General features: G+C 39.8%; 15 protein-coding genes, 1 tRNA gene and 1 pseudogene. 10 read left to right on the top strand and 7 right to left on the bottom strand.

The window, feature by feature from the left end; all coding sequences use genetic code 11:
- The first annotated feature begins 78 nt into the window (after window positions 1-78).
- From H6G57_RS07610 to H6G57_RS29725, 3 genes and pseudogenes are all read left to right on the top strand, one after another.
- Window positions 79-1209 carry a glycosyltransferase gene (locus tag H6G57_RS07610; protein ID WP_190517378.1) on the top strand — a complete coding sequence of 377 codons (1131 nt, stop codon included), beginning with the start codon at window positions 79-81 and terminating at the stop codon, window positions 1207-1209.
- 38 nt (window positions 1210-1247) lie between these two features.
- Window positions 1248-1901: pseudogene (locus H6G57_RS29730) on the top strand (family 1 glycosylhydrolase); the annotation flags it as partial.
- Between the two features lie 240 nt (window positions 1902-2141).
- Window positions 2142-2762: a family 1 glycosylhydrolase gene (locus tag H6G57_RS29725; RefSeq protein ID WP_375539512.1), complete on the top strand. Its 621-nt coding sequence runs from the start codon at window positions 2142-2144 to the stop codon at window positions 2760-2762.
- Window positions 2763-3017: 255 nt separating this feature from the next.
- On the opposite strand, the gene H6G57_RS07600 is transcribed toward H6G57_RS29725, so the two are convergent.
- Together H6G57_RS07600 and H6G57_RS07595 are read right to left on the bottom strand one after the other, a co-directional pair.
- Window positions 3018-6353, bottom strand: coding sequence for an AAA-like domain-containing protein (locus tag H6G57_RS07600; protein WP_190517374.1), 3336 nt, complete (start codon window positions 6351-6353; stop codon window positions 3018-3020).
- A 46-nt stretch (window positions 6354-6399) separates the two neighbouring features.
- Entirely contained in the window at window positions 6400-7728 is a 1329-nt protein-coding gene (locus tag H6G57_RS07595) for an AAA-like domain-containing protein (protein ID WP_190517373.1), read from the bottom strand.
- A gap of 277 nt (window positions 7729-8005) precedes the next feature.
- Between H6G57_RS07595 and H6G57_RS07590 the strand changes: the two genes are divergently transcribed.
- Window positions 8006-8485 (top strand): hypothetical protein, encoded by a 480-nt coding sequence (locus H6G57_RS07590; RefSeq protein ID WP_190517371.1) that lies wholly within the window; start codon window positions 8006-8008, stop codon window positions 8483-8485.
- 37 nt (window positions 8486-8522) lie between these two features.
- Complete coding sequence (locus H6G57_RS07585; protein ID WP_190517369.1) at window positions 8523-8744, top strand: hypothetical protein; 222 nt, start codon at window positions 8523-8525, stop codon at window positions 8742-8744.
- A 189-nt stretch (window positions 8745-8933) separates the two neighbouring features.
- Here H6G57_RS07585 and H6G57_RS07580 read toward each other — a convergent pair.
- Window positions 8934-9007, bottom strand: a tRNA-Val gene (locus tag H6G57_RS07580).
- Between the two features lie 218 nt (window positions 9008-9225).
- On the opposite strand from H6G57_RS07580, the gene H6G57_RS07575 reads away from it, so the two are divergent.
- A complete protein-coding gene (locus H6G57_RS07575) occupies window positions 9226-9474 on the top strand; it encodes a DUF6887 family protein (RefSeq protein WP_190517367.1) in 249 nt (82 codons plus the stop codon).
- Window positions 9475-9491: 17 nt separating this feature from the next.
- Here the strand turns inward: H6G57_RS07575 and H6G57_RS07570 are convergent, their stop codons facing one another.
- From H6G57_RS07570 to H6G57_RS07560, 3 genes are all read right to left on the bottom strand, one after another.
- Window positions 9492-9746 (bottom strand): hypothetical protein, encoded by a 255-nt coding sequence (locus H6G57_RS07570; protein ID WP_190517365.1) that lies wholly within the window; start codon window positions 9744-9746, stop codon window positions 9492-9494.
- 203 nt (window positions 9747-9949) lie between these two features.
- The gene (gene metH / locus H6G57_RS07565) at window positions 9950-13468 is read right to left on the bottom strand and encodes a methionine synthase (protein ID WP_190517364.1); all 3519 of its coding nucleotides are present in this window, start codon (window positions 13466-13468) and stop codon (window positions 9950-9952) included.
- 503 nt (window positions 13469-13971) lie between these two features.
- The gene (locus H6G57_RS07560; RefSeq protein WP_190517362.1) at window positions 13972-14772 is read right to left on the bottom strand and encodes a hypothetical protein; all 801 of its coding nucleotides are present in this window, start codon (window positions 14770-14772) and stop codon (window positions 13972-13974) included.
- A gap of 374 nt (window positions 14773-15146) precedes the next feature.
- Here H6G57_RS07560 and H6G57_RS07555 point away from each other — a divergent pair, with 374 nt between their 5' ends.
- From H6G57_RS07555 to H6G57_RS07540, 4 genes are all read left to right on the top strand, one after another.
- On the top strand, window positions 15147-17441 hold the full coding sequence (locus H6G57_RS07555; protein ID WP_190517360.1) for a ribonuclease R family protein: 2295 nt from the start codon (window positions 15147-15149) through the stop codon (window positions 17439-17441).
- Window positions 17442-17523: 82 nt separating this feature from the next.
- A complete protein-coding gene (locus H6G57_RS07550; RefSeq protein WP_190517358.1) occupies window positions 17524-18285 on the top strand; it encodes a hypothetical protein in 762 nt (253 codons plus the stop codon).
- A 93-nt stretch (window positions 18286-18378) separates the two neighbouring features.
- Window positions 18379-18930 (top strand): shikimate kinase, encoded by a 552-nt coding sequence (locus tag H6G57_RS07545; RefSeq protein ID WP_242048899.1) that lies wholly within the window; start codon window positions 18379-18381, stop codon window positions 18928-18930.
- A gap of 43 nt (window positions 18931-18973) precedes the next feature.
- Window positions 18974-19408, top strand: coding sequence for an NUDIX hydrolase (locus H6G57_RS07540; RefSeq protein WP_190517356.1), 435 nt, complete (start codon window positions 18974-18976; stop codon window positions 19406-19408).
- 28 nt (window positions 19409-19436) lie between these two features.
- On the opposite strand, the gene H6G57_RS07535 is transcribed toward H6G57_RS07540, so the two are convergent.
- Entirely contained in the window at window positions 19437-19958 is a 522-nt protein-coding gene (locus tag H6G57_RS07535; RefSeq protein ID WP_190517355.1) for a pentapeptide repeat-containing protein, read from the bottom strand.
- Window positions 19959-20277: the final 319 nt, after the last annotated feature.

Below are 20277 nucleotides of genomic sequence, written 5' to 3'. Positions count from 1 at the left end.
ACAAAATTATGATATAATATAAACGTCTATACCAAGTTAAATTAACATTGATTTATCCTTAACAATTCTTAATTCCTTATGACTCATATTTTGATATTATACTCGTCTTTAGGGGCTGGACATAATAGTGCTGCTAAAGCCTTAAATCAAGCGTTTTCCCATTTCACTGATGTCACCGTTACCGTAGAAGATGCGTTAGATTATGCGAGTTCTATTTATCGCAATGCTGTTACGAGTATTTATAAACAATTAAGCGAAAAAGCTCCTCAAATTTATCGCGCTTATTATGAAGGAACGGATTTAGAAGATTTAGAACGGTCGTTAGAATTAAATATTGTTACGGCTAAATTAGAACGAGTGTTTTTTAGAAAGCTGCGGCATTTTATTGAAAAAGTGAATCCTGATGCCATTGTTTGTGTGCAACAAATTCCCAGCCGTCTGTTACAATTATTAGAAGAGGAAGAACGGATTTCAAAACCCCATTATGTCGTTATTACTGATGTAATTGCTCACAGTAGTTGGATTAATAAAGAAGTCGATGGTTATTATTTACCCAACGATTTAACGGCTGATTTCATGATTAAACGGGGGGTAGACCCTGGAATTCTTCATGTTACTGGAATCCCGATTAAACTGGAGATATTAGAACCTAAATCTCAAGTGGAAATGCGGGAACGTCATGACCTGCCAACTAACAAACCTGTTGTTACAATATTTGGAGGCGGGTTACATTATAAACGGGTGCGTTTGATGGTTTCTCAACTCATGGATAACCTGAAAACGGGTACATTAATTGTAGCAGCCGGACGCAATGAACAATTGTTAGATTCCTTAGCCGAATTAGACTCTACCCCAGATATAGAATTACGAAAATTAGGATTAATTGATTATGTCGATGATTTAGCGGTGGCGAGTGATTTAGTGATTACCAAAGCCGGGGGATTAATTGTGAGTGAAGTGTTAGCACGAGGAACACCGATGATTATTGTTGATCCCTTTCCCGGTCAAGAAGAATGGAATGCGGATTTAATCGTTGCTGCGGGTGCGGGAGTTCAGTTAAGATTACCGGAAATGGTAGCGCCTTGTGTAAAGTTTTTGTTAAACCATTCTGAACGTTTATCCCAAATGCAAACGGCTGCGTTAGAATTAGGAGAACCCCGTGCGGCTCTTAATATTGCTGAACATATTTTATCACAAACTAAGCATTAATTAATTTTATTTCAGTATTACCAAAAGGAGTATTTATTTTGACTGGTCAAAGTAACTTTTTATGGGGCGTTGCTACGTCTGGTTATCAAAGTGAAGGGGGATATAATGGTGTTGGACAACCCCAAAATAATTGGTCAGAGAGTGAACAAAAAGGCAGAGTTATGCGAACTGGGAACGCTTCTGAGTTTTGGACGCGCTACCGGGAAGATTTTGATCAATGTCAAAAATTAGGCTTAAATTCTTTTCGCTTAGGATTAGAATGGAGTCGCATTCAACCCACAACAACCCCGGAAGTTTCTCCCGCCCCCAATTATGATTTTCAGGTGTTAGATGACTATACAGAACGCATCGCTACTTGTCGTCAATATGGCTTAGAACCTATTGTGACTTTACATCACTTTACCCATCCTGCTTGGTTAGGAATTGATGCTTGGTTATCCTCAGAAACGATAGATTGTTTTATTGATTATGTAACCGTTACTGTTACCCATATTAACCAACGTTTAACCGATTACTATCAACAACCTCCGATTCATTGGTATATTACCATTAATGAACCCAATATTTTAGTTTTAAACACCTATTTAAGCGGTCAATTTCCCTCTGGGAATTTTACGGGAATTCTAGCGGTTTGGAAAGCTTATAATCATTTATTAGCAGCCCATATTCGCGCCTATAATACTATTCATGATATTTATGAAAAACAGGGTTGGAACAAACCCCTTGTGACCTTAAACACCTATTGTAGTGATTTATATTGGTCAGAAAAAGTGATTTGGGATTTATTAGATGCACAGACCCGGGAAGTCAAACCCAAAGAACTTAGAAATTATGTTTATGCTCAAGCCAAACATTTAGAAACCGCTTTACGTCGAGCTTCTTTACCCTTTCGGAAAGATATTCCCTATCAATTGGGACGGTTAGCCCGTTGGATGGGAAATCGCATTGGTCATCGAACATTTGATATTAAACATTTAGACTATTATTGGCAAGAATTAATGGTTTCTCCTCGCCAAAAAGTCTATGATTATCTCGCTATAGATTATTATGATCCCTTTATTGCTCATACCTTCCGTTTACCGTCTTTTTCTGATTTTGAATTTAAAACGAAAGGGATTAGAAATTGGTTAATGACCGGAATTACAAGTAAATGGTGGGACTGGCGAGTGCTTCCTGAAGGATTATCGTTTTTCTGTAAATATTATGCTCAGGAATATAACCTCCCCATTTTAATTGCTGAAAATGGCATGGCGTTACGTCGAAAACCGGATAATAGTATTGCAACTCGTCGTTCTGACCAACTGCGCCGCAGTCAATTTTTAGAAGCACATTTGCGTCAAATTCAACAGTTATTAAAGGAAAATATTCCGATTTTGGGATATATGCACTGGTCGTTAACAGATAATTATGAATGGGGGTCTTATACCCCCAGGTTTGGGTTATTTAGCATTGATTTTAATCGGGGAACAGAACGGGAAATTGAAGACCATTTAGGCGATCGCCCTGCGGAAACCTATGCTAAATTAATTCAAGAAATTCAAAATAGTGTCTGATTGTATACTGAGTTTAGCAGAAAAAAAATTGATATCCTCTGGGGTGCTTAAAATATCTTTTAACGGTAGTTATCGCCCCAGGAAACTGATGCTAAACTAACTCAAGGGATAAAAAAACTGTCAACTTAACTAAATCTATGATTGACATTAATATAAAATATCCCCTGTAGTGCGAGCGTCCTCGCTCGCTAAGTCTAAAAATCCCCACTAATAAATTTTACCATTGCCTATTCGTAATTCGTAATTCGTAATTCCCTATTCCCTCCCCTCAACTCCTAACCACGCCTTCCCCCGTGCTATTAATTCCTCCAAACTCTCAAACCGCCAAAACCTCACTGTTCCATCGCCATAACCCGCAACAATCTGTTTCCCATCGGGACTAAAACAGACACAATTAACCGAACTTTCCAACTCAATAAAATCCGGTTCCCCTTCCAACAAATTGCCCTTATATCCCCGAAAATCTGCTAACAAATTCCCCTGTAAATCCCAAACTTTAATGGTATTGTCATCGGAAGCCGTCGCCAGAAACTCCCCACCCGGACTAAACGCCACCGCCGTTACCCAGTCAGAATGACCGGCGAAGGTAATTAATTCCTCTCCCTGTAAATTCCATAGTTTGGCAGTCTTGTCATGGGAAGTTGTCGCCAGATACTCCCCACCTGGACTAAATGCCACCGCCCATACCCGGTTAGAATGACCCGCGAAGGTAATTAATTCTTCTCCCTGTAAATTCCATAGTTTGGCGGTATTATCCCAAGAAGCCGTCGCCAGATACTCCCCACCTGGACTAAATGCTACCGCCGTTACCCAGTCAGAATGACCTGTGAGGTTAATTAATTCTTTTCCCTGTAAATCCCACAGTTTGGCAGTTTTGTCATGGGAAGCAGTCGCTAGAAACTCCCCACCTGAACTAAACGTCACCGCCGTTACCAAGCTAGAATGACCTGTGAAGGTAATTAATTCTTCTCCCTGTAAATTCCACAGTTTGGCGGTCTTGTCCTCCGAAGCCGTTACTAGATACTCTCCACCTGGACTAAACGCCACCCCCCTTACCGTGTCAGAATGACCCGTGAAGGTAATTAAGGGTTCTCCGTGTAAATTCCACAGTTTGGCGGTCTTGTCCTCCGAGGCTGTTACCAGAAACTCCCCACCCGGGCTAAATGCCACCGCCGTTACCCAATCAAAATGACCCATGAAGGTAATTAAGGGTTCTCCGTGTAAATTCCACAGTTTGGCGGTCTTGTCAACCGAAGCCGTCGCCAGATAATCTCCATCTGGACTAAATGCTACCGCCCTTACCCTGTCAGAATGACCCGTGAAGGTGATTAAGAGTTCTCCCTGTAAATTCCACAGTTTGGCGGTCTTGTCAACCGAAGCCGTTACCAGAAACTCCCCACCCGGGCTAAACGCCACCGCCGTTACCCAGCCAGAATGACCGGTGAAGGTAATTAATTCCTCTCCCTGTAAATTCCACAGTTTGGCAGTATTGTCCTCCGAAGCCGTTACTAAATACTCCCCACCTGGACTAAACGCCACCCCCATTACACAGTAATCATCCGTGAAGGTAATTAATTCCTCTCCCTGTAAATTCCACAGTTTGGCAGTATTGTCAAGCGAAGCCGTCACTAGATACTCCCCACCTGGACTAAACGCCACCCCCGTTACCCAGTTAGAATGACCCGCGAAGGTGATTAATTCCTCTCCCTGTAAATTCCACAGTTTGGCAGTATTATCACGCGAAGCCGTCGCTAGAAACTCCCCACCCGGACTAAACGCCAGTGCCATTAGCCGTTCAGAATGACCGGTGAAGGTAATTAACTCCTCTCCCTGTAAACTCCACAGTTTGGCGGTCTTGTCATCGGAAGCCGTCGCCAGGTACTCCCCACCCGGACTAAACGCCACATCCCATACCGAGTCAGAATGACCCGTGAAGGTGATTAATTCCTCTCCCTGTAAATCCCACAGTTTGGCGGTGTTGTCATCGGAAGCCGTCGCTAGAAACTCCCCACCCGGACTAAACGCCACCGCCCATACCTCGCAAGTGAGTTGACGCCATTGGCGAATATGACTGAGGATTTGTTGTAGGGTTAAGATAAGACTCGCCGCCGGGGTCTGCTTTAGTAGTTCGGGGTAATCTTGAACCAGTTCTCGCCATGTTGCTTGTAATTGTTGTAAGTCTTCCCCCGCTTGAATAGCACCGCGTAGGATTTGCGGTTGATATGTTGTGGTATCAAATAATCGTAAGGTTTGTATTCCTGCTAGTTCAATTTTGGTTCCTTTTTGGGCAAGTTGAATAATTTTTGTCGCTTTTTCCTTGGCTTGTTTGAGTTGTTGACGGTCATAGTCTCGACTAGCATTGAGGAAATCAATATAAACCGAACTTAAATGATTTTGCTGTTTTGCCCATTGCAATGCTTCCTCTAAATCATCCCCTATTAACAGTTGGGTTGTATCTTGGCGTTTAGAAGCCAACCAATCTTGATATTGTTGATTAAAGGGTCGTAACTGAGGCAGTTGAGATTCCAGCCATTTGAGGTTAAAAATATTCGCATAAAGGGGATTATAAACCCTTAAATGACTGTTTTCTTTAACCACTAATCCTGTTAATCTCAATTTAATTTCATCAGGACTATCTTGAGCCGAGATTTTATAATCGGGAGCGAGTAAAATTTGCTGATACAGGTCTAAAAGTTCATTTTTGCGCTCATGATATTCTTCTAAAAGACGATGTTGAATGGTTTTAAAATGGGATTGATCATCTAAATTTTCCCAATTTTCCAGAATATAATTTGCCACTTCTTCAACCGTACACTCCCCATTTTGCCATTGTTTAACGAATAACTGACAAAAGAATTGTGTCAGAAAAGGTTGCCCTCCTGTCCAGTTTAAAATTTCTGCTAAAATTTGTTGAGGGTGTTCAAAAATATGCTGAAATCCGACGGCTAAAGGGGCGGCTTCATGTTCATCTTTAAATCCTTTTAAATCAATTTCTCTGCCAATATTAAAAGGAGTTCTCAGAGAATCTTGAATTAAATCTGAAGCCGCAGCTACTCCCAATAAACAAAAGGTTAAGCGTTTATATTGAGGATTTAGCGATCGCTTATTATAAAATGAACGAATGAGGGCAAAAAAGTTATCAGTTAAATCTCGTTCTAATTTTAAAGTTGTGTCAATTTCATCGAGAAAAATAACAATTTTATTAGGAATATGAACTAAAATGACATCTTCAATAAATTGATAAAATCGCAGGTTATTGGAGATAGATTTTCGATGATTCCACCATTGTTCGTGATCAAGATCATAAAGTTCTAAAACCCTAACGATCTGCTCAATTAAGCTAAAATACCATTGATCTTGAGTTGAATTTGTGCCAATATCCGTTAAATCAATGGGAACACATTTCACCTCTGGTTTTAAACGGTTTAGAATTTGAACTTGTAAACTCGATTTCCCCATTTGTCGAGCATTCAATACATAACAAAATTGTCCTTCTTTTAATGCGTTATACAGGTCATCATCCGCTTGTCGTTTAATATAACTGGGATGTTTATATTCTAAACTTCCACTCGTTTGATATTCAAAATTCATCGTTTAATCCTCCATTCAAGAGAAACCCATGATATTGAACCCACCCCTACAGGAATTTTTCTCGAAAATAATCTCGATATAACTGACAACTGGGAATCAAACTATTTCCTTCATATTTAACTAATGAAGTTGCTAATAATTTAAACTCTAATATTTGTTCTAGCTTAACGGGATTATCGGACATAATCACCTGACTAAATGCAGTTTTTAACTCAATATTATCTTGTAAATCTGCCCAGTGATTCCTTAAATACTGACCATAAATCCCATCATCCTTTGATGTTGTTGTTAATAAGTGTTCAAAGGTAATTTCTTGACGAGCTAAACGGTAAAACGCCAACCGCACCAAATAAGGAAACCCCCCAATGATTGTCATCAGTTGATTAATTTGATTTTCTGTTAATTTTAACTGATGACGTACCGCTAAATCTTGCACCGCTTTAGGATTAAATTCTGTTAAATCTACGGTAAAACCTACATTAAAAGGAGATTGCTTATCCGGTAATTTAACATAAATATTCGTTGAATATAATAAAACCATCCGTAGCTTTTTCCAAATCTCCATTTTTTTCGATTCTTCATGCCAACTTCGCAATAAACTGGCAAAAATAGTAACAGTTTCAGTATAAGGAAATACCTGTTCAAGTTCTTCTAGGATTAAAACAATAGGTTTTTCGATCTCTTTTAAGATTTTAAGTTGAAATTTTAACTTACATTTAGACTCAGTAAAATCTAAAGATTCAATCCATTGACAATCGAGTTCAAGCTGTTCACAGATGTTTTCAAAGAACCATTTCAAGAAATCCGATTTATTTTCTAAAATAGAAACTCCAATATCCCTTAAATTTAGTCTAACAATTTCATAATCTTGTTCTTCAGCATGATGTAAAATCCGAATCAATAACGAGGTTTTTCCCATCTTAGAGGGGGCTTTAATTCTCAATAACGCCCCTGATTTTTCAAGTTGTTGATAACAGTCTGTTTCCGTATAACCTCTTACCATATAAAACGCAGAATTTAAACCAACTGGCCCATCATCAGGAGATTCTAAAATTAAATTATTGTCTCCCCCGTCACTAATAAATTTAGTATTTTGGCTTTTCAACCATTCCTGTTCTAAACCATTTATAACTTTTTTTCGAGTTACTTTTACTCCCCAAATATCGGATAATTTTTTCCACAAATCACTTGCGACTCCTCTTATATAAGTATAATCCTTATATTCTTTAGCCGCAACTTGTGGATAACCTTCATGATTCCAAACGGCTTGAAGAATAGCAATTTCTAGTTCATTCATCAACCCATATTTTTCTTTAAGAATCTGATTAGCGATCATTTTTGCTTCATCCCAAGTAAACCTTGAATTGTTACTCATCACCCATTGCCTCATTCACCTCAGTTTTATTATAGTAAAAAACTTGTCTTTTTGCCTACCTAATCCCAACAGCATACTTTTTCTTACATTTTAAAATTAGTGACAAAACTTCGGATTACATTTTAATACTTTTCTGATTTTTAATCTAACAATATCATCAAATAAGTGCTTACATTTTACAACCCAATTAAAATTAAAATTTCCGAAAATATCACTATAGCTGAAGTGATTCTAAAGAACTGCAACAGCAAAAATTAACGTTTCGAGGAACAAAACCATGCAATCAATTCAAAATATTCTCAATGAACTTGCCCAAAACGACCCAACAATAAAAATGGCAATGGAACAAAAAAATGCCTCTATGATTACCCCAGCCAATGAATTTTTACCTGAACAAGTTTTATCTAAAGTTGTTGATTATCCCGCCTTGATTCAATTTGCAGGAGTATTTATCGCTTGCTATTTCCCAGATCGCCACTTTGCTCAAGGTAAAGCTTTAGCCACTGATTTTACCCGAACTTTAGGAGGTGTCACAATGCACAATGGGTTTATGGGACTCTGGGAAAACTCTTATAAAGAATTAGTACCCGATGATATTTTGTTAATTAAATCCTTTACCGATACTCCCACTTTAGCGAAAAATTTAGATTATTTATTAGATCGAGTTTGTCATTGGGGACGAGTTTGCAATGAAGACGTGATGGCGGTAGAAATTGGTAATTTCATGGGTAGTGTGATGCTGTTTATTTCTCTATAAATCTGTAGGGGTGAGGCGCGCCTCACCCCTACGAATATTGTCAAATATCTATCAAGTTTCTGTTGTAATTATTACCCCAAATCCTAATCTTATGACCTGTCCTGAACGCTTTTGTAATTGGGTGAGAAATTCCCAAGACCCCGATCATTATGTGTGTTTGAGATGCGATCGCCAAAAACGCCTTAATCAACCCGATTCTATTTGGACGTTTATTATATTATTTGCGATCGCCTTTATTGTAGTGATTGCGATCGCTTAAAATAACCGAAATCTCTAAGATCAAAAAAGGTGGGCAATGCCCACCCTTTAGATTATGATTGAGTTTTAAAGTTTAAACTGGGGGGGATGACAAAGAGGCTTAAGCGATAGACCCAGGAATGACGACAAATAATATGATAATCAACAAGAATGTTGATATGGCGGCACTTATGGGTGAGAGTGGCATTGATGGACACAACTGGACTCGAACCAGTGACCCCCACGATGTCAACGTGGTGCTCTAACCAACTGAGCTATGCGTCCGACAATTTCTTAATGTAGCACAACGCTCTAGAAGATGCAAGCTTTTTGCTGAATTTTTTTTATGAAGTCACCAAAAGGCGAAAACCCTTAGCAAGCTTGTGGTGGAAGATGGATTCACGAAAGCAAATTCGAGCGTTTCGTTAAGAGGGTGTAAGCGGGTTTTGCATTGAGTCCGTTTCTTGGGAGAGTCACTGAGAGACTATAATTTGAGAGTTTTTATGACATCAGATTTTGAAAACATGACCAATGCTGAACTTAGAGCTTATGCTTTAAAACATCGGGGTAAAGAAGATATTGAAGCTTTGCGGGTGTTATTCCGTCGTCGGACACCCTATAGAAAAGAGCTTACATTCTATCCGGCTAAAAATCCGACGGAGAAACAGGAAAAATTTGAAAGATTTAAACAAATTATTGAAGAAAAACAAAGTCAAACAATTAAAGATACAACACCCCCGTTAGACGAGTGAAATTGTATTGATAGTTTTCATACTAACTGTTCCCTGAAATTAAAGGGTAACTTTCTTAGGTCTACCTCTTTAACACCAATATCAGCAACAAGCCAACTAAATTCTGCATGAAGTTGCCTAAGTTCATCATCTTCTGGAGTTACGGTTACGTCATCATTACCTCCTTGATTAATTTGTTGATTGTCAGGAACAGACCGAAGTGCTGTTACAATTTCTTCGACAAGTGCAATTTGCTTGTCGCTGAGTCCAGTTACATCAATTATCCTAGTCATAATCATCAATCCTATTAAGCTGAATAAGCCTGTAAATTTAGCTTAGAGTCATCTAAATTTAAACCCTCAATACCCTCAATATTGATAGATTTAAAAATGCTCTAAAAAGTAGATTATTAAAACTTAATCTACCTTTTAGTAGCATGATATCTTCATATTAACACATCAAACTCATAATGGGTTAATGAAGATTGTAGAAGGGATTAAAGATTGAAGTATTTAGAAACAGGATGATAGGTAATAAATGCTGTTGTAGATTGTTCTGGATAGAGTTGTTCACTTTCATCCATAAACATATTAATCCGGTCAGTTTGTAACAGTTCCACCTGTTTATATTGGTCTTGAATATTCGGACAAGCCGGATATCCAAAACTATAGCGAGAACCCCGATGACGTTGGGCTAAAACATCTCGAACATTATCGGGTTCTTCATTGCCAAACCCTAATTCTCGACGGATTTTTGCGTGAGTCCATTCCGCTACCGCTTCTGCGGTTTGCACAGCCATTCCATGAAAATACAAATAATTGGTATAGTCGTTGGCTGCAAATAGTTTTTGGGCGTATTCGGTGGCAATTTCTCCCACTGTTACCGCTTGCATCGGGAAGACGTCAATCTGTCCGCTTTCTTTAGGGGCAAAAAAGTCCGCAATACACAACCGTCGCCCTGCTTTTTGTCGAGGAAAGTCAAAACGGGCTACCTGTTTTTGATGATTTTCGGGATCAAAAATGAGTAATGAGTTATCCTCTGCTTGACAGGGAAAATACCCATAAATCACCGTTGGATGTAATAATTTTTCTGCTAAAATTTTAGCTTTCCATTCCGTTAAAATAGGATAGACTTTTTCAGCTAAGAAAGCATCGTATTCTTCCCGTGATTGTTCTCTGGGTTTGCGGAATTGCCATTGACCTGCCACTAACGCTTGTAAATCTAAATACCAGAAAACCTCCTCTAAAGAGATATCTTCCGGTTGTAAGATTTTTGTTCCCCAGAAGGGCGGGGTAGGTCGGTGAATATTAACATCAACGGCTTCAGAACGTCGGGTATCGATGACAATTTCTTCAGGAGTTTCTGAAACCTGTTTAACCGTTTCTAACTTGACTTTAATTTTCTTCTCTTCTGCATATTCTCCTAAAAATCCTTGAGCATCATCCCATTTTTCTGCTTTTTTTGCAGGCATCAATTTATCCATAAAGTTCAAGTCTGAAAAGGCATCTTTTCCATAAATCACTTGACCTTTATAGGTATTTTGGCAATCTTCATACACAAATTTCGGCGTTAATGCAGCCCCTCCTAAAATCACGGGAACTGTGATTCCGGCTTCGTTAAATGCCTCTAAATTATCTTTCATAAAGGCGGTGGATTTCACTAATAATCCACTCATGGCAATACAGTCGGCTTTATGTTCTTGGTAAGCATTGATAATATTTTCAACGGGTTGTTTAATCCCTAAATTAATCACCCGATAGCCGTTATTCGATAAAATAATATCGACTAAATTTTTACCTATATCATGCACATCCCCTTTAACAGTAGCAATGATAAAAGTTCCTTTGGAATTATCCCCCGTTTCCGATTTCTCCATGTAAGGTTCTAAATAGGCAACGGCGGCTTTCATGGTTTGGGCAGATTGTAACACAAAGGGTAATTGCATTTGTCCTGACCCAAACAATTCTCCCACCACTTTCATGCCATCTAATAGCAAATTATTGATAATATCCAAAGGCGGATATTGTTTCAATGCTTCTGCTAACGCATCATCTAATCCTATACGTTCTCCGTCAATAATATGACGTTTTAACCGTTCTTCTATGGGGAGGTTAGCATCTCCTGAGCGATCTCGTTTTGTGGTTTTTCCTTGGAAAAGGTTAGTGAGTTCTCCTAATGGGTCATAAACACAAACATCACCGTCAAATTCTCGTTGATCATAAATTAATTTGCGGCAAACCTCTTGATGTTCAGGGTCTATTTTTGCTAGAGGTAAAATCTTATTGGCGCTCACAATAGCTGAATCTAACCCCACTTGCATCGCTTCATGAAGGAAGACAGAATTTAACACTTGTCGCGCAGCTGGGTTTAAGCCAAAGGAAATATTAGAAACCCCTAAAACAACATGACATCCGGGTAATTCTTGACAAATTTGACGAATAGAATCAATTGTTGCTTTGCCATTATTTCGGTCTTCTTCAATACCCGTAGAAATCGGTAATGCTAAAGGGTCAAAAAAGATTTCATGGGCTGGAATTCCATAATTAATGGCATCATTATAGGCGCGTTTGGCAATTTCAAACTTCTTCTCAGCCGTTCTCGCCATTCCGTCTTCGTCAATGGTTCCTACCACAATAGCAGCCCCATATTTTTTCGCTAATTCTAAGACTTTATAAAAGCGTTCTTCCCCGTCTTCATAGTTGGTAGAATTGAGTAAACATTTACCCCCAGCAACTTTTAACCCCGCTTCCATTTTCTGCCATTCTGTGGAGTCTAACATCAAGGGTAAATTTACATTAGTGACGACGCGAGACACCAATTCCCGCATATCTCGCACCCCATCACGTCCTACATAATCAACGTTAACGTCTAAAATTTGTGCTCCTTCTTTGATTTGGGATTTTGCTAAAGAAACTAACCCATCCCAGTCTTCAGCATTGAGTAAATCTCGACATTTTTTCGACCCACTGGCGTTGAGACGTTCCCCAATAATTAAAAACGAGTTTTCCTGTTCATAACTTTGGGTACTATAAATAGAAGCCGCCGCCGGAATTAACTGGGGTTCTCGTTGTTTGGGTTTAAGAGTTTGGGAAATTTCAGCTAAAGCTTGAATATGCTCATAACGGGTTCCACAACAGCCCCCAATGACTTGAACTCCTAAATCTTCAACAAAGTGCATCAACGCCATTCTTAGTTCCATTGGCGTTAATTTATAATGGGCTTTTCCCCCAATATTTTCGGGTAAACCTGCGTTAGGAATACAAGACACAATAAACGGAGAATGTTCACATAAATAGCGAATATGTTCTTTCATTAAATCGGGGCCAGTGGCACAATTTAATCCTAAAATATCAATTTTATAAGGTTCTAAAATTGTTAACGCCGCGCTCATTTCTGACCCGACTAACATCGTTCCAAAGGATTCCATTGTGACAGAAACCATAATCGGACGACGTTCTCCTTTTTTAGCAAAAACATCTTCAATTCCGTTTAAGGCTGCTTTAATTTGCAGTACATCTTGGCAGGTTTCAACGATGAATAAATCCACACCTCCATCAAATAATCCCTCGGCTTGTTCAGCAAACGCATGATGTAACGTATCAAAATCAATATGTCCGAGGGTGGGTAATTTAGTTCCTGGCCCCATTGAACCTGCAACAAATCGGGGTTTTTCGGGTGTAGAATATTCCTGAGTTAAACGCTTTGCTAATTCGGCTGCGGTTTTGTTTAAATGATATGCTTTATCGGCTAAATTATATTCGCCTAAAACAATCGAAGTCGCACCAAAAGTATCAGTTTCAATTACATCTGCACCTGCTTCTAAAAATCCTCGATGAACATTTGCAACGGCTTCCGGTTTGGTATAAATTAAATATTCATTACAGCCTTCATAATCTTTTCCGCCAAAGTCATCCGCCGTCAGGTTTTGGGTTTGTAGGTTGGTTCCCATTCCTCCGTCAAATACGATAACGGGACGTTCAGGACTGTGGAGGCGGTCTAAAAATGCGCTTTTCATAGAGTGTTAATGATAGGAAGCAAGGGTAATTTTACAATTTTACACGAAGAAACCAAGTTCGGTGGTCAAAAATTTGGGTTAAACCCGGAGATCTTTAATAAGAAAGTGGGTTTCTAAGTTTTATGATAAAATAGGCAATGGGCAATCTAAAAACAGGATTTACCGTTTTTAAGGGGCAATTGATTATCAAAAATTATAACGGTTTCAACTGCATTAATTCCGATCCCATTTTTAACCGTTCAGTGTTTCCTTGTTCTGTATTTCTTTAGTCAACTCCCAACCGAAATAAAGTCGTTTTCTCGATGGGGGTTTGATCCTCATCAGAGTAGGGAAATTCCACCGGAATTAATATGAAATCCCATTATAGATGCTACAGATGATCCTCCCTAACCCCGTGTAGAGACGTTGCATGCAACGTCTCTACACGGGGGATTTGTAGCAAACATTTAGGAATTTCATATAATCTCCTGCTCTGACTTTTAATTCTTCGGGTCAAATTCCCCTTATGGTTCTACCGTTGTGGGTGTAGAAAGAGACTCTAAATAATGCAGAAAATCCAATAATTCTGCATCCGTTAATAAACGGCGAGAACGCTTTCCATAGGTTTTTTGTAAATAGGCAGAACCCTGTTCAGGAGTCCAACCTAAGCGCTTTAATTCAATATCCGTTTTGGCAATATCTGAGGAAAAATCCGTTGTTTCCAGGGGACGACTTGCAGGTGCTGGACTACTCAATTCCGGTTCATCATTATAAGTCGAAACTGCTTCTGTTGTTGCGGTGGGAATCGGGGGTAAAGACGCACTCCGTCCTTTAGACCCCTTAGCAGGAGATGATTGTGTTTCTTTCTCAGAACTGGAGGGTTGTTTTTCCGTTTTAGGTTGGATATAGGTTGCTGATAACCAGTCATCCGAAGTTAAGGAAGAAGACTCCGCCATCCTCACATTCAGGGTTTCTGAGGAAACAACCCCAGACGACACCGGGGAAGGACTCTCAATTTTCACAGGTTCTGAGGGTAAAGGGGGAGGACTAACAACTTGATTCTTAACCTCCATCACCCCAGGTTTCAACGGTTCAGTTGAACTCGAAAGTTTAGGGAGGGTTGTGTCCAGTTCCAGCGCTTGAATAGCTCGTTTCTTCGCTTGATCTTCTGCCAATTCAACAGTATCCGCCGCCGCTAATCCCGTTGTCAAGATTACACCCTCCACTTGGACAACGGCGCGAACCACATATTTTCCTTGATAAATCGTCAGTAACTCAGAAATTAAACTTCCTGTAGGATAACGAGTTCTTAATTGAGACAGCATGATTAAAATTTCCTAAACAAACTACGATATACTTAAAAATTAGTCATTTACGCAGCCATACGTCACAAATTCTGTACCCTATCCCGACAGCACCAAGGGAATCAACATTGGGTGCTATTCCATACGCTCAGAGTTAGTTGGCTTGAAGGCAATAGATGTTACGGTCTAATCCAAAGCCTTTCGCATCTATCATCCGACAGACCGCTTTCCGCATTCCTCATTGTAACACTGTCCTTGATGGGGTTCTGCGATGAGCCACTGAGGAATTCCTACACCTCCTCAATGGGGTTTCCAAACTTCCCATTTTTTTCTTATGATTACGGTTGCGACACTGACCACTGGCCTAAATTCAGACAACGAGGATTAATCGCTACATGGAATTTTCAATCGCTACACTGTTAGCTTATTTTTCCGATGATAAATTAGTCGCCCCCAAAGCGCTAGAAAAAAAACTCGCTCCCGACGAGGAAAGTCTCCGTAGATTTCAGATTGCTTTGGATGCGTTAGAACGGATTGGTATTTTAGAAAAAGATAAGGGTCGCTATCGACGAATTCCCGAAGAAGGAATTGTGGAAGCGAAACTCAGATGTTCGAGTAAAGGCTTCTGTTTTGCCATTCAAGATGCTGAAGGAGCAGAAGATGTTTATATTCGAGAAAGTCATCTGAGTACCGCTTGGAATGGCGATCGCGTTCTGGTTAGGATTATAAAAGAAGGAAGCCGCCGCCGTTCACCCGAAGGAGAAGTTTATCTAATTTTAGAACGAGCCAATCCTTCGGTTTTAGCGAGAATTAAACAAACCAAAACAGGTTATCGGGCGGTTCCCTTAGACGACCGTTTGTTATTTGAATTAGATTTAATTAATGATCCTGAAGAATTAAGTGGAGCGGTCGATCATTTAGTTCATGTTGAGGTCTTACGCTATCCCATTGGTGTCCATCGTCCCATGGGTCATGTGGTTCAAATTCTGGGTTCTGATGCGGAAGATGCGGATGATTTAGATATTGTTTGTTGTAAACATGATTTACCGCGAAAATGGCCCGCCGGAGCCTTACGAGAAGCCGAAGCTATTTCTAGCACCTTGAAAAAAACTGATCTCAAAAATCGGGCTGATATTCGCAATGTCTTAACCATTAGTTTTCAACCCGATTCAGGAAACCCGGAATTTTCGGTTTTCAAAGATTCCGAACCGCCCCACCGTCTCCCCTGCATTGATCATGCCTTTAGCATCGAACAAACGAAATCTGATCAGTGGCAGTTAGGGATACATTTAGCGGATGCTGCCCATTATATTCTCCCCGATAGCGATCTGGATCGAGAAGCGCGTAAACGGGGAACGGCGATTTATTTAGCGGATAAACTGATTCCCATTTATCCTGAAACCCTGTGTTGCGAACGTTTGGCCTTAGTTCCCAATGAGGAACGATTAACCCTATCCATTATGATTACGTTGGATATGGCCGGACGAGTTGTTGAATACGACATCCAACCCAGTGTGGTACGGGTGGATCATCAACTCACCTTTGAACAAGCTCAGGCCATTCTCGATGGTGAACCCTCTCCCTTTGCCAACGTTTTAGAAAATTTGTTAGAACTGAGTCGGGCTGTGCGCCAAATTCGCCTAGAACGGGGCAGTTTTGAACTCAATTTACCCGATACCCATTGCCACTTTAATGATGAAGGGGAATTAGGGCCGATTGTTCTATCTTCATTGTCTCCTGCCCGGGCGATGATTTCCGAATTAACGGTATTAGCGAATCAAATTGTCGCTAGTCATTTACACACCTTGGGGGTTCCAGCGATTTATCGGGTTCAACCGCCACCAGAATCATCCGATGTGTCAGAGTTAGCAAAATTATCGACCCATTTGGGGACGGAATTGTTTTTGGAAGAAGACGAAGAAGTTCAACCGAGTACCTTCCAAGAATTTACCGAAGAATTAGCCAATAGTCGAGCCGAACGGGTTTTAAGTTATTTATTAGAAGAAACCCTCAAACCTGCGGTTTACAGTACCACCGCTAAACTGCATTTTGGGTTAGCACTTCCCTGTTATACCCATTGCACTTCCCCTTTGTCTCGCTATTGCGATTTACAGATTTTGCGGGTACTCAAAACGGTATTTGACGAAGGACGAGATCGTCGTTCAACTCGTGCGAAAGATCGGGTGGAGTTGGGACATTCTTCCTGTCATGGCAAAATTAGCTGGAATGTGCTTCCCCCGGAAATTCAGCATGAGTTAGAAAGTCAGTTTACCCAGTTAGTGGTGCATCTGAGTGAACGGGAAAGCGTTGCGGTGGATGCGGAGGAAGACTTAGAAGGACTCAAGAAAACCGGGTTCATGAAGGAACGCACGGGTCAAAACTTCATCGGGTTAATTACTGGGGTTCAGTCCTATGGATTCTTTGTGGAAATTGAGGTACAGTCCCCTGGTGGCACAATGTTACGGGTGGAAGGACTGGTTCATGTTTCCTCTCTCAAAGATGACTGGTATGAATACCGTTCTCGCCAACAAACCTTAGTCGGTCGCAAAAATCGCAATCAATACCGTCTAGGGGATAATGTCGAAGTTCAGGTGAAAAGTGTAGACTACTATCGTCAACAAATTGATTTAGTTGCTGTTGGTGGAGGCAGTGAAGCGTCAGATGACAACGATGAACCTTATTTTCCTTAAAGCTTAATTTTGTCGATACAATCCCCTGTAGAGACGTGCCATGGCACGTCTCTACAACCGTCCTTCTTTTGACTTTTAAAAAATGTCTATTACACAACTGATTACTTTACTAATTCTTGTGGGAGGCTTGGCGATCTTTACGATTCAAAATCTAACGCCATCCTTACCTTTAATTTTCTTAGGAAATCAACTACCTGCCTTACCGCTTTCTCTGTGGATTTTAATTGCAATTACCGCCGGAATATTAACTTATTGGATGATTGCCCAATTATTCCAATTCTCTAATACGAATCTGAAGGCTTCAACTACCTTTCAAGGATCTTCTAAACCGCCTGTAGAACCTGACCGTAATGCTTCTTGGGGTTATACTTCTCCGCCCCCTGAACCGCCTCAACCGTCAGTTTATACCCGCTATGATTCCGTTAGCAATTCGGAACCAGAAACATCTGATGGCGAGGGTTCCAATGATGATTGGGAGACAAAAGTAAAACCCTTTAATCCCTCCTGGGACGCAGAAGAAAAACCATCAGTTTCTCAACCCGCTTCAAACTCATCCTATAGTAACAATTCCCCTGATTCTGAATCTAAAGTTTATGAAACCGAACAACAACCTAAATCAGAATCTTGGTCAGGTTCGGTTTATTCCTATGGTTATCGAGGAGATGCAAGTAGTACCGGAGTTGGGAAAGTAGAAACGATTTATGATGCTGATTATCGGATTATTACCCCTCCTCCTCAAACTAAAATCCAAAATGATATTGAACCGCCCCATTATCCGACTCAGGATGATGATGAAGATTGGGGATTAGATGAAGACGAGAGTGATGAACCTTATCGAAAATAAACTTGAAATTACAGGGGGTTGAAGCTGGTTTTTATTAATAAAATCTCGTTTAATGATAGAATTAGATATTGAGTTGAAAGGGAGCTATAAATTTTGCAAGAACAGTTACAAGGAATTAATCTATATTTAATTGGAATGATGGGGTCGGGTAAAACTACCATTGGACAAATTCTAGCCAAACAATTAGATTATCGATTTATCGATACCGATGAGTTGATTAGTAAAGTAGCCAATCAATCTATTGCTGAGATTTTTGCCACCGAAGGTGAAGAAGCTTTTAGAGATATAGAATCTCAGGTTTTATCCCAACTTTGTGCTTATCAAAAATTTGTGATTTCTACAGGGGGAGGAATTATTCTGAAAAAGATGAATTGGAGTTATCTTCGACATGGAATTATTATTTGGCTTAATGTTCCCGTTGAAGAACTCTATAATCGTTTAAAAGAAGATACAACCCGACCTTTATTACAACATCCCGAACCGTTAAAACAATTACAAACCTTATTAGAACAACGCACTCCCCTTTATGCTCAAGCCGATCTCGAAATTATGATTAATTCTGGTGATACCCCGGAAGAAATTAGTAACCAAATTTTACAAAAAATTCCCTCAATTTTAAAACCCAAATCTAATGCTTTAAATTAAAAAATACGATGGTTTTCAACCCTTAACCCTTAACTATCAATTTATGGCTTATCGTAACCCTACTCCAACCGTTGATATTATTATTGAATTAATAGATCGTCCGGCTCGACCGATAGTATTAATTGAACGAAAAAATCCGCCCTTTGGGTGGGCAATTCCGGGAGGATTTGTAGATTATGGAGAATCTGTAGAAACGGCGGCTATTCGAGAAGCCAAAGAAGAAACGGGATTAGAAATAGAATTAATTGAACAATTTTATGTTTATTCTAATCCGAATCGAGATCCCCGTCAACATACCTTAAGTGTTGTCTTTTTAGCGACGGCTATTGGGGAACCCCAAGCCGCAGATGATGCCAAAAATTTAGAACTCTTTGAACCTTGGAAAATTCCCCAAAACCTATGTTTTGATCATGATCGCATTCTCAAAGATTATTGTCGTTATCGACATTATAGAATTAAACCTCAAATTGATAACTGACAACTGATAACTGACAACTGATAACTGATTAATATCCATCGGGCCCTATGGTGGTATGATCACATTGAGCATCGGATAAATTAGCCATTTTAGAGCGAAATAAATTGCAGCCTGCTAATTGAGCATTAGTTAACTTAGCATTTTCCAAATTAGCATTACTTAAATTAGAAAATCTTAAGTCAGCTTCTGTCAAATTGGCATTATATAAATCGGCTCCTTGTAAATTACAATGTTGCAAATTCGCACCGCGTAAATCTGCATGGCGGAGGTTACATCGAGATAAACTGCTACCTTGAAGGTTGGCTTCGGATAAATCCACTTGGTAAAGTTGGGTATCTCCGAGTTGGGCATCTTGAAGTTGAGTTTGGTGTAAGTTAGCGTAACTCAGATTAGAATAGGGCATATAAATCCCGTTTAAGTTGCTGCCTGCCAAGTCAATCTCTTCTAAGTTGGCTTCAAATAAATCTGACCCACTTAAATCTAGGGCACCAAAGTCCCGTTTCCCATCGTTATATAAATCCAGTAATTCTTTTGAACTAATTTTCTGCATTTTGTATCTATGAGCCACGACACTAAAACAACCTCCAAGGCTGAGGCAGTTGGAAAAAGCAGGAAGAGTATTTTTGCTTAACCTGTGTTTACTTTAAAACGCTGTTACAAATAGCAATGTTGTGTTAATAATTTTTTTGGATTCTGTTGGAATTATCCGTTAAACAGACTCATGCTGTGATGATTGCCCCCCAGTTCACTAGGACAATCTAAGTCGAGGTCAAGCTATTCCAGGCAAGAGGAGTAAAATTGAAGGAGAAAAACAGATGCTTTAAAAAGCGTACACTAGAAGCTTGTGATCTGAAATCATGGGTGCGACT

It is taken from the genome of Planktothrix sp. FACHB-1365, assembly GCF_014697575.1.
Classification (GTDB): Bacteria; Cyanobacteriota; Cyanobacteriia; order Cyanobacteriales; family Microcoleaceae; genus Planktothrix.
Note: the sequence above shows the minus strand (reverse complement) of the source record. Positions and strands in the feature narration are given on the sequence as shown.

What these genes read in the sequence shown, in the direction of transcription:
- H6G57_RS07610 (WP_190517378.1), top strand. Translation starts at nt 79, where the DNA reads ATGACTCATATTTTGATATTATACTCGTCTTTAGGGGCTGGACATAAT.
- H6G57_RS29725 (WP_375539512.1), top strand. Translation starts at nt 2,142, where the DNA reads ATGGGAAATCGCATTGGTCATCGAACATTTGATATTAAACATTTAGAC.
- H6G57_RS07600 (WP_190517374.1), bottom strand. Translation starts at nt 6,353, where the DNA reads ATGAATTTTGAATATCAAACGAGTGGAAGTTTAGAATATAAACATCCC.
- H6G57_RS07595 (WP_190517373.1), bottom strand. Translation starts at nt 7,728, where the DNA reads ATGAGTAACAATTCAAGGTTTACTTGGGATGAAGCAAAAATGATCGCT.
- H6G57_RS07590 (WP_190517371.1), top strand. Translation starts at nt 8,006, where the DNA reads ATGCAATCAATTCAAAATATTCTCAATGAACTTGCCCAAAACGACCCA.
- H6G57_RS07575 (WP_190517367.1), top strand. Translation starts at nt 9,226, where the DNA reads ATGACATCAGATTTTGAAAACATGACCAATGCTGAACTTAGAGCTTAT.
- H6G57_RS07570 (WP_190517365.1), bottom strand. Translation starts at nt 9,746, where the DNA reads ATGACTAGGATAATTGATGTAACTGGACTCAGCGACAAGCAAATTGCA.
- metH (WP_190517364.1), bottom strand. Translation starts at nt 13,468, where the DNA reads ATGAAAAGCGCATTTTTAGACCGCCTCCACAGTCCTGAACGTCCCGTT.
- H6G57_RS07560 (WP_190517362.1), bottom strand. Translation starts at nt 14,772, where the DNA reads ATGCTGTCTCAATTAAGAACTCGTTATCCTACAGGAAGTTTAATTTCT.
- H6G57_RS07555 (WP_190517360.1), top strand. Translation starts at nt 15,147, where the DNA reads ATGGAATTTTCAATCGCTACACTGTTAGCTTATTTTTCCGATGATAAA.
- H6G57_RS07550 (WP_190517358.1), top strand. Translation starts at nt 17,524, where the DNA reads ATGTCTATTACACAACTGATTACTTTACTAATTCTTGTGGGAGGCTTG.
- H6G57_RS07540 (WP_190517356.1), top strand. Translation starts at nt 18,974, where the DNA reads ATGGCTTATCGTAACCCTACTCCAACCGTTGATATTATTATTGAATTA.
- H6G57_RS07535 (WP_190517355.1), bottom strand. Translation starts at nt 19,958, where the DNA reads ATGCAGAAAATTAGTTCAAAAGAATTACTGGATTTATATAACGATGGG.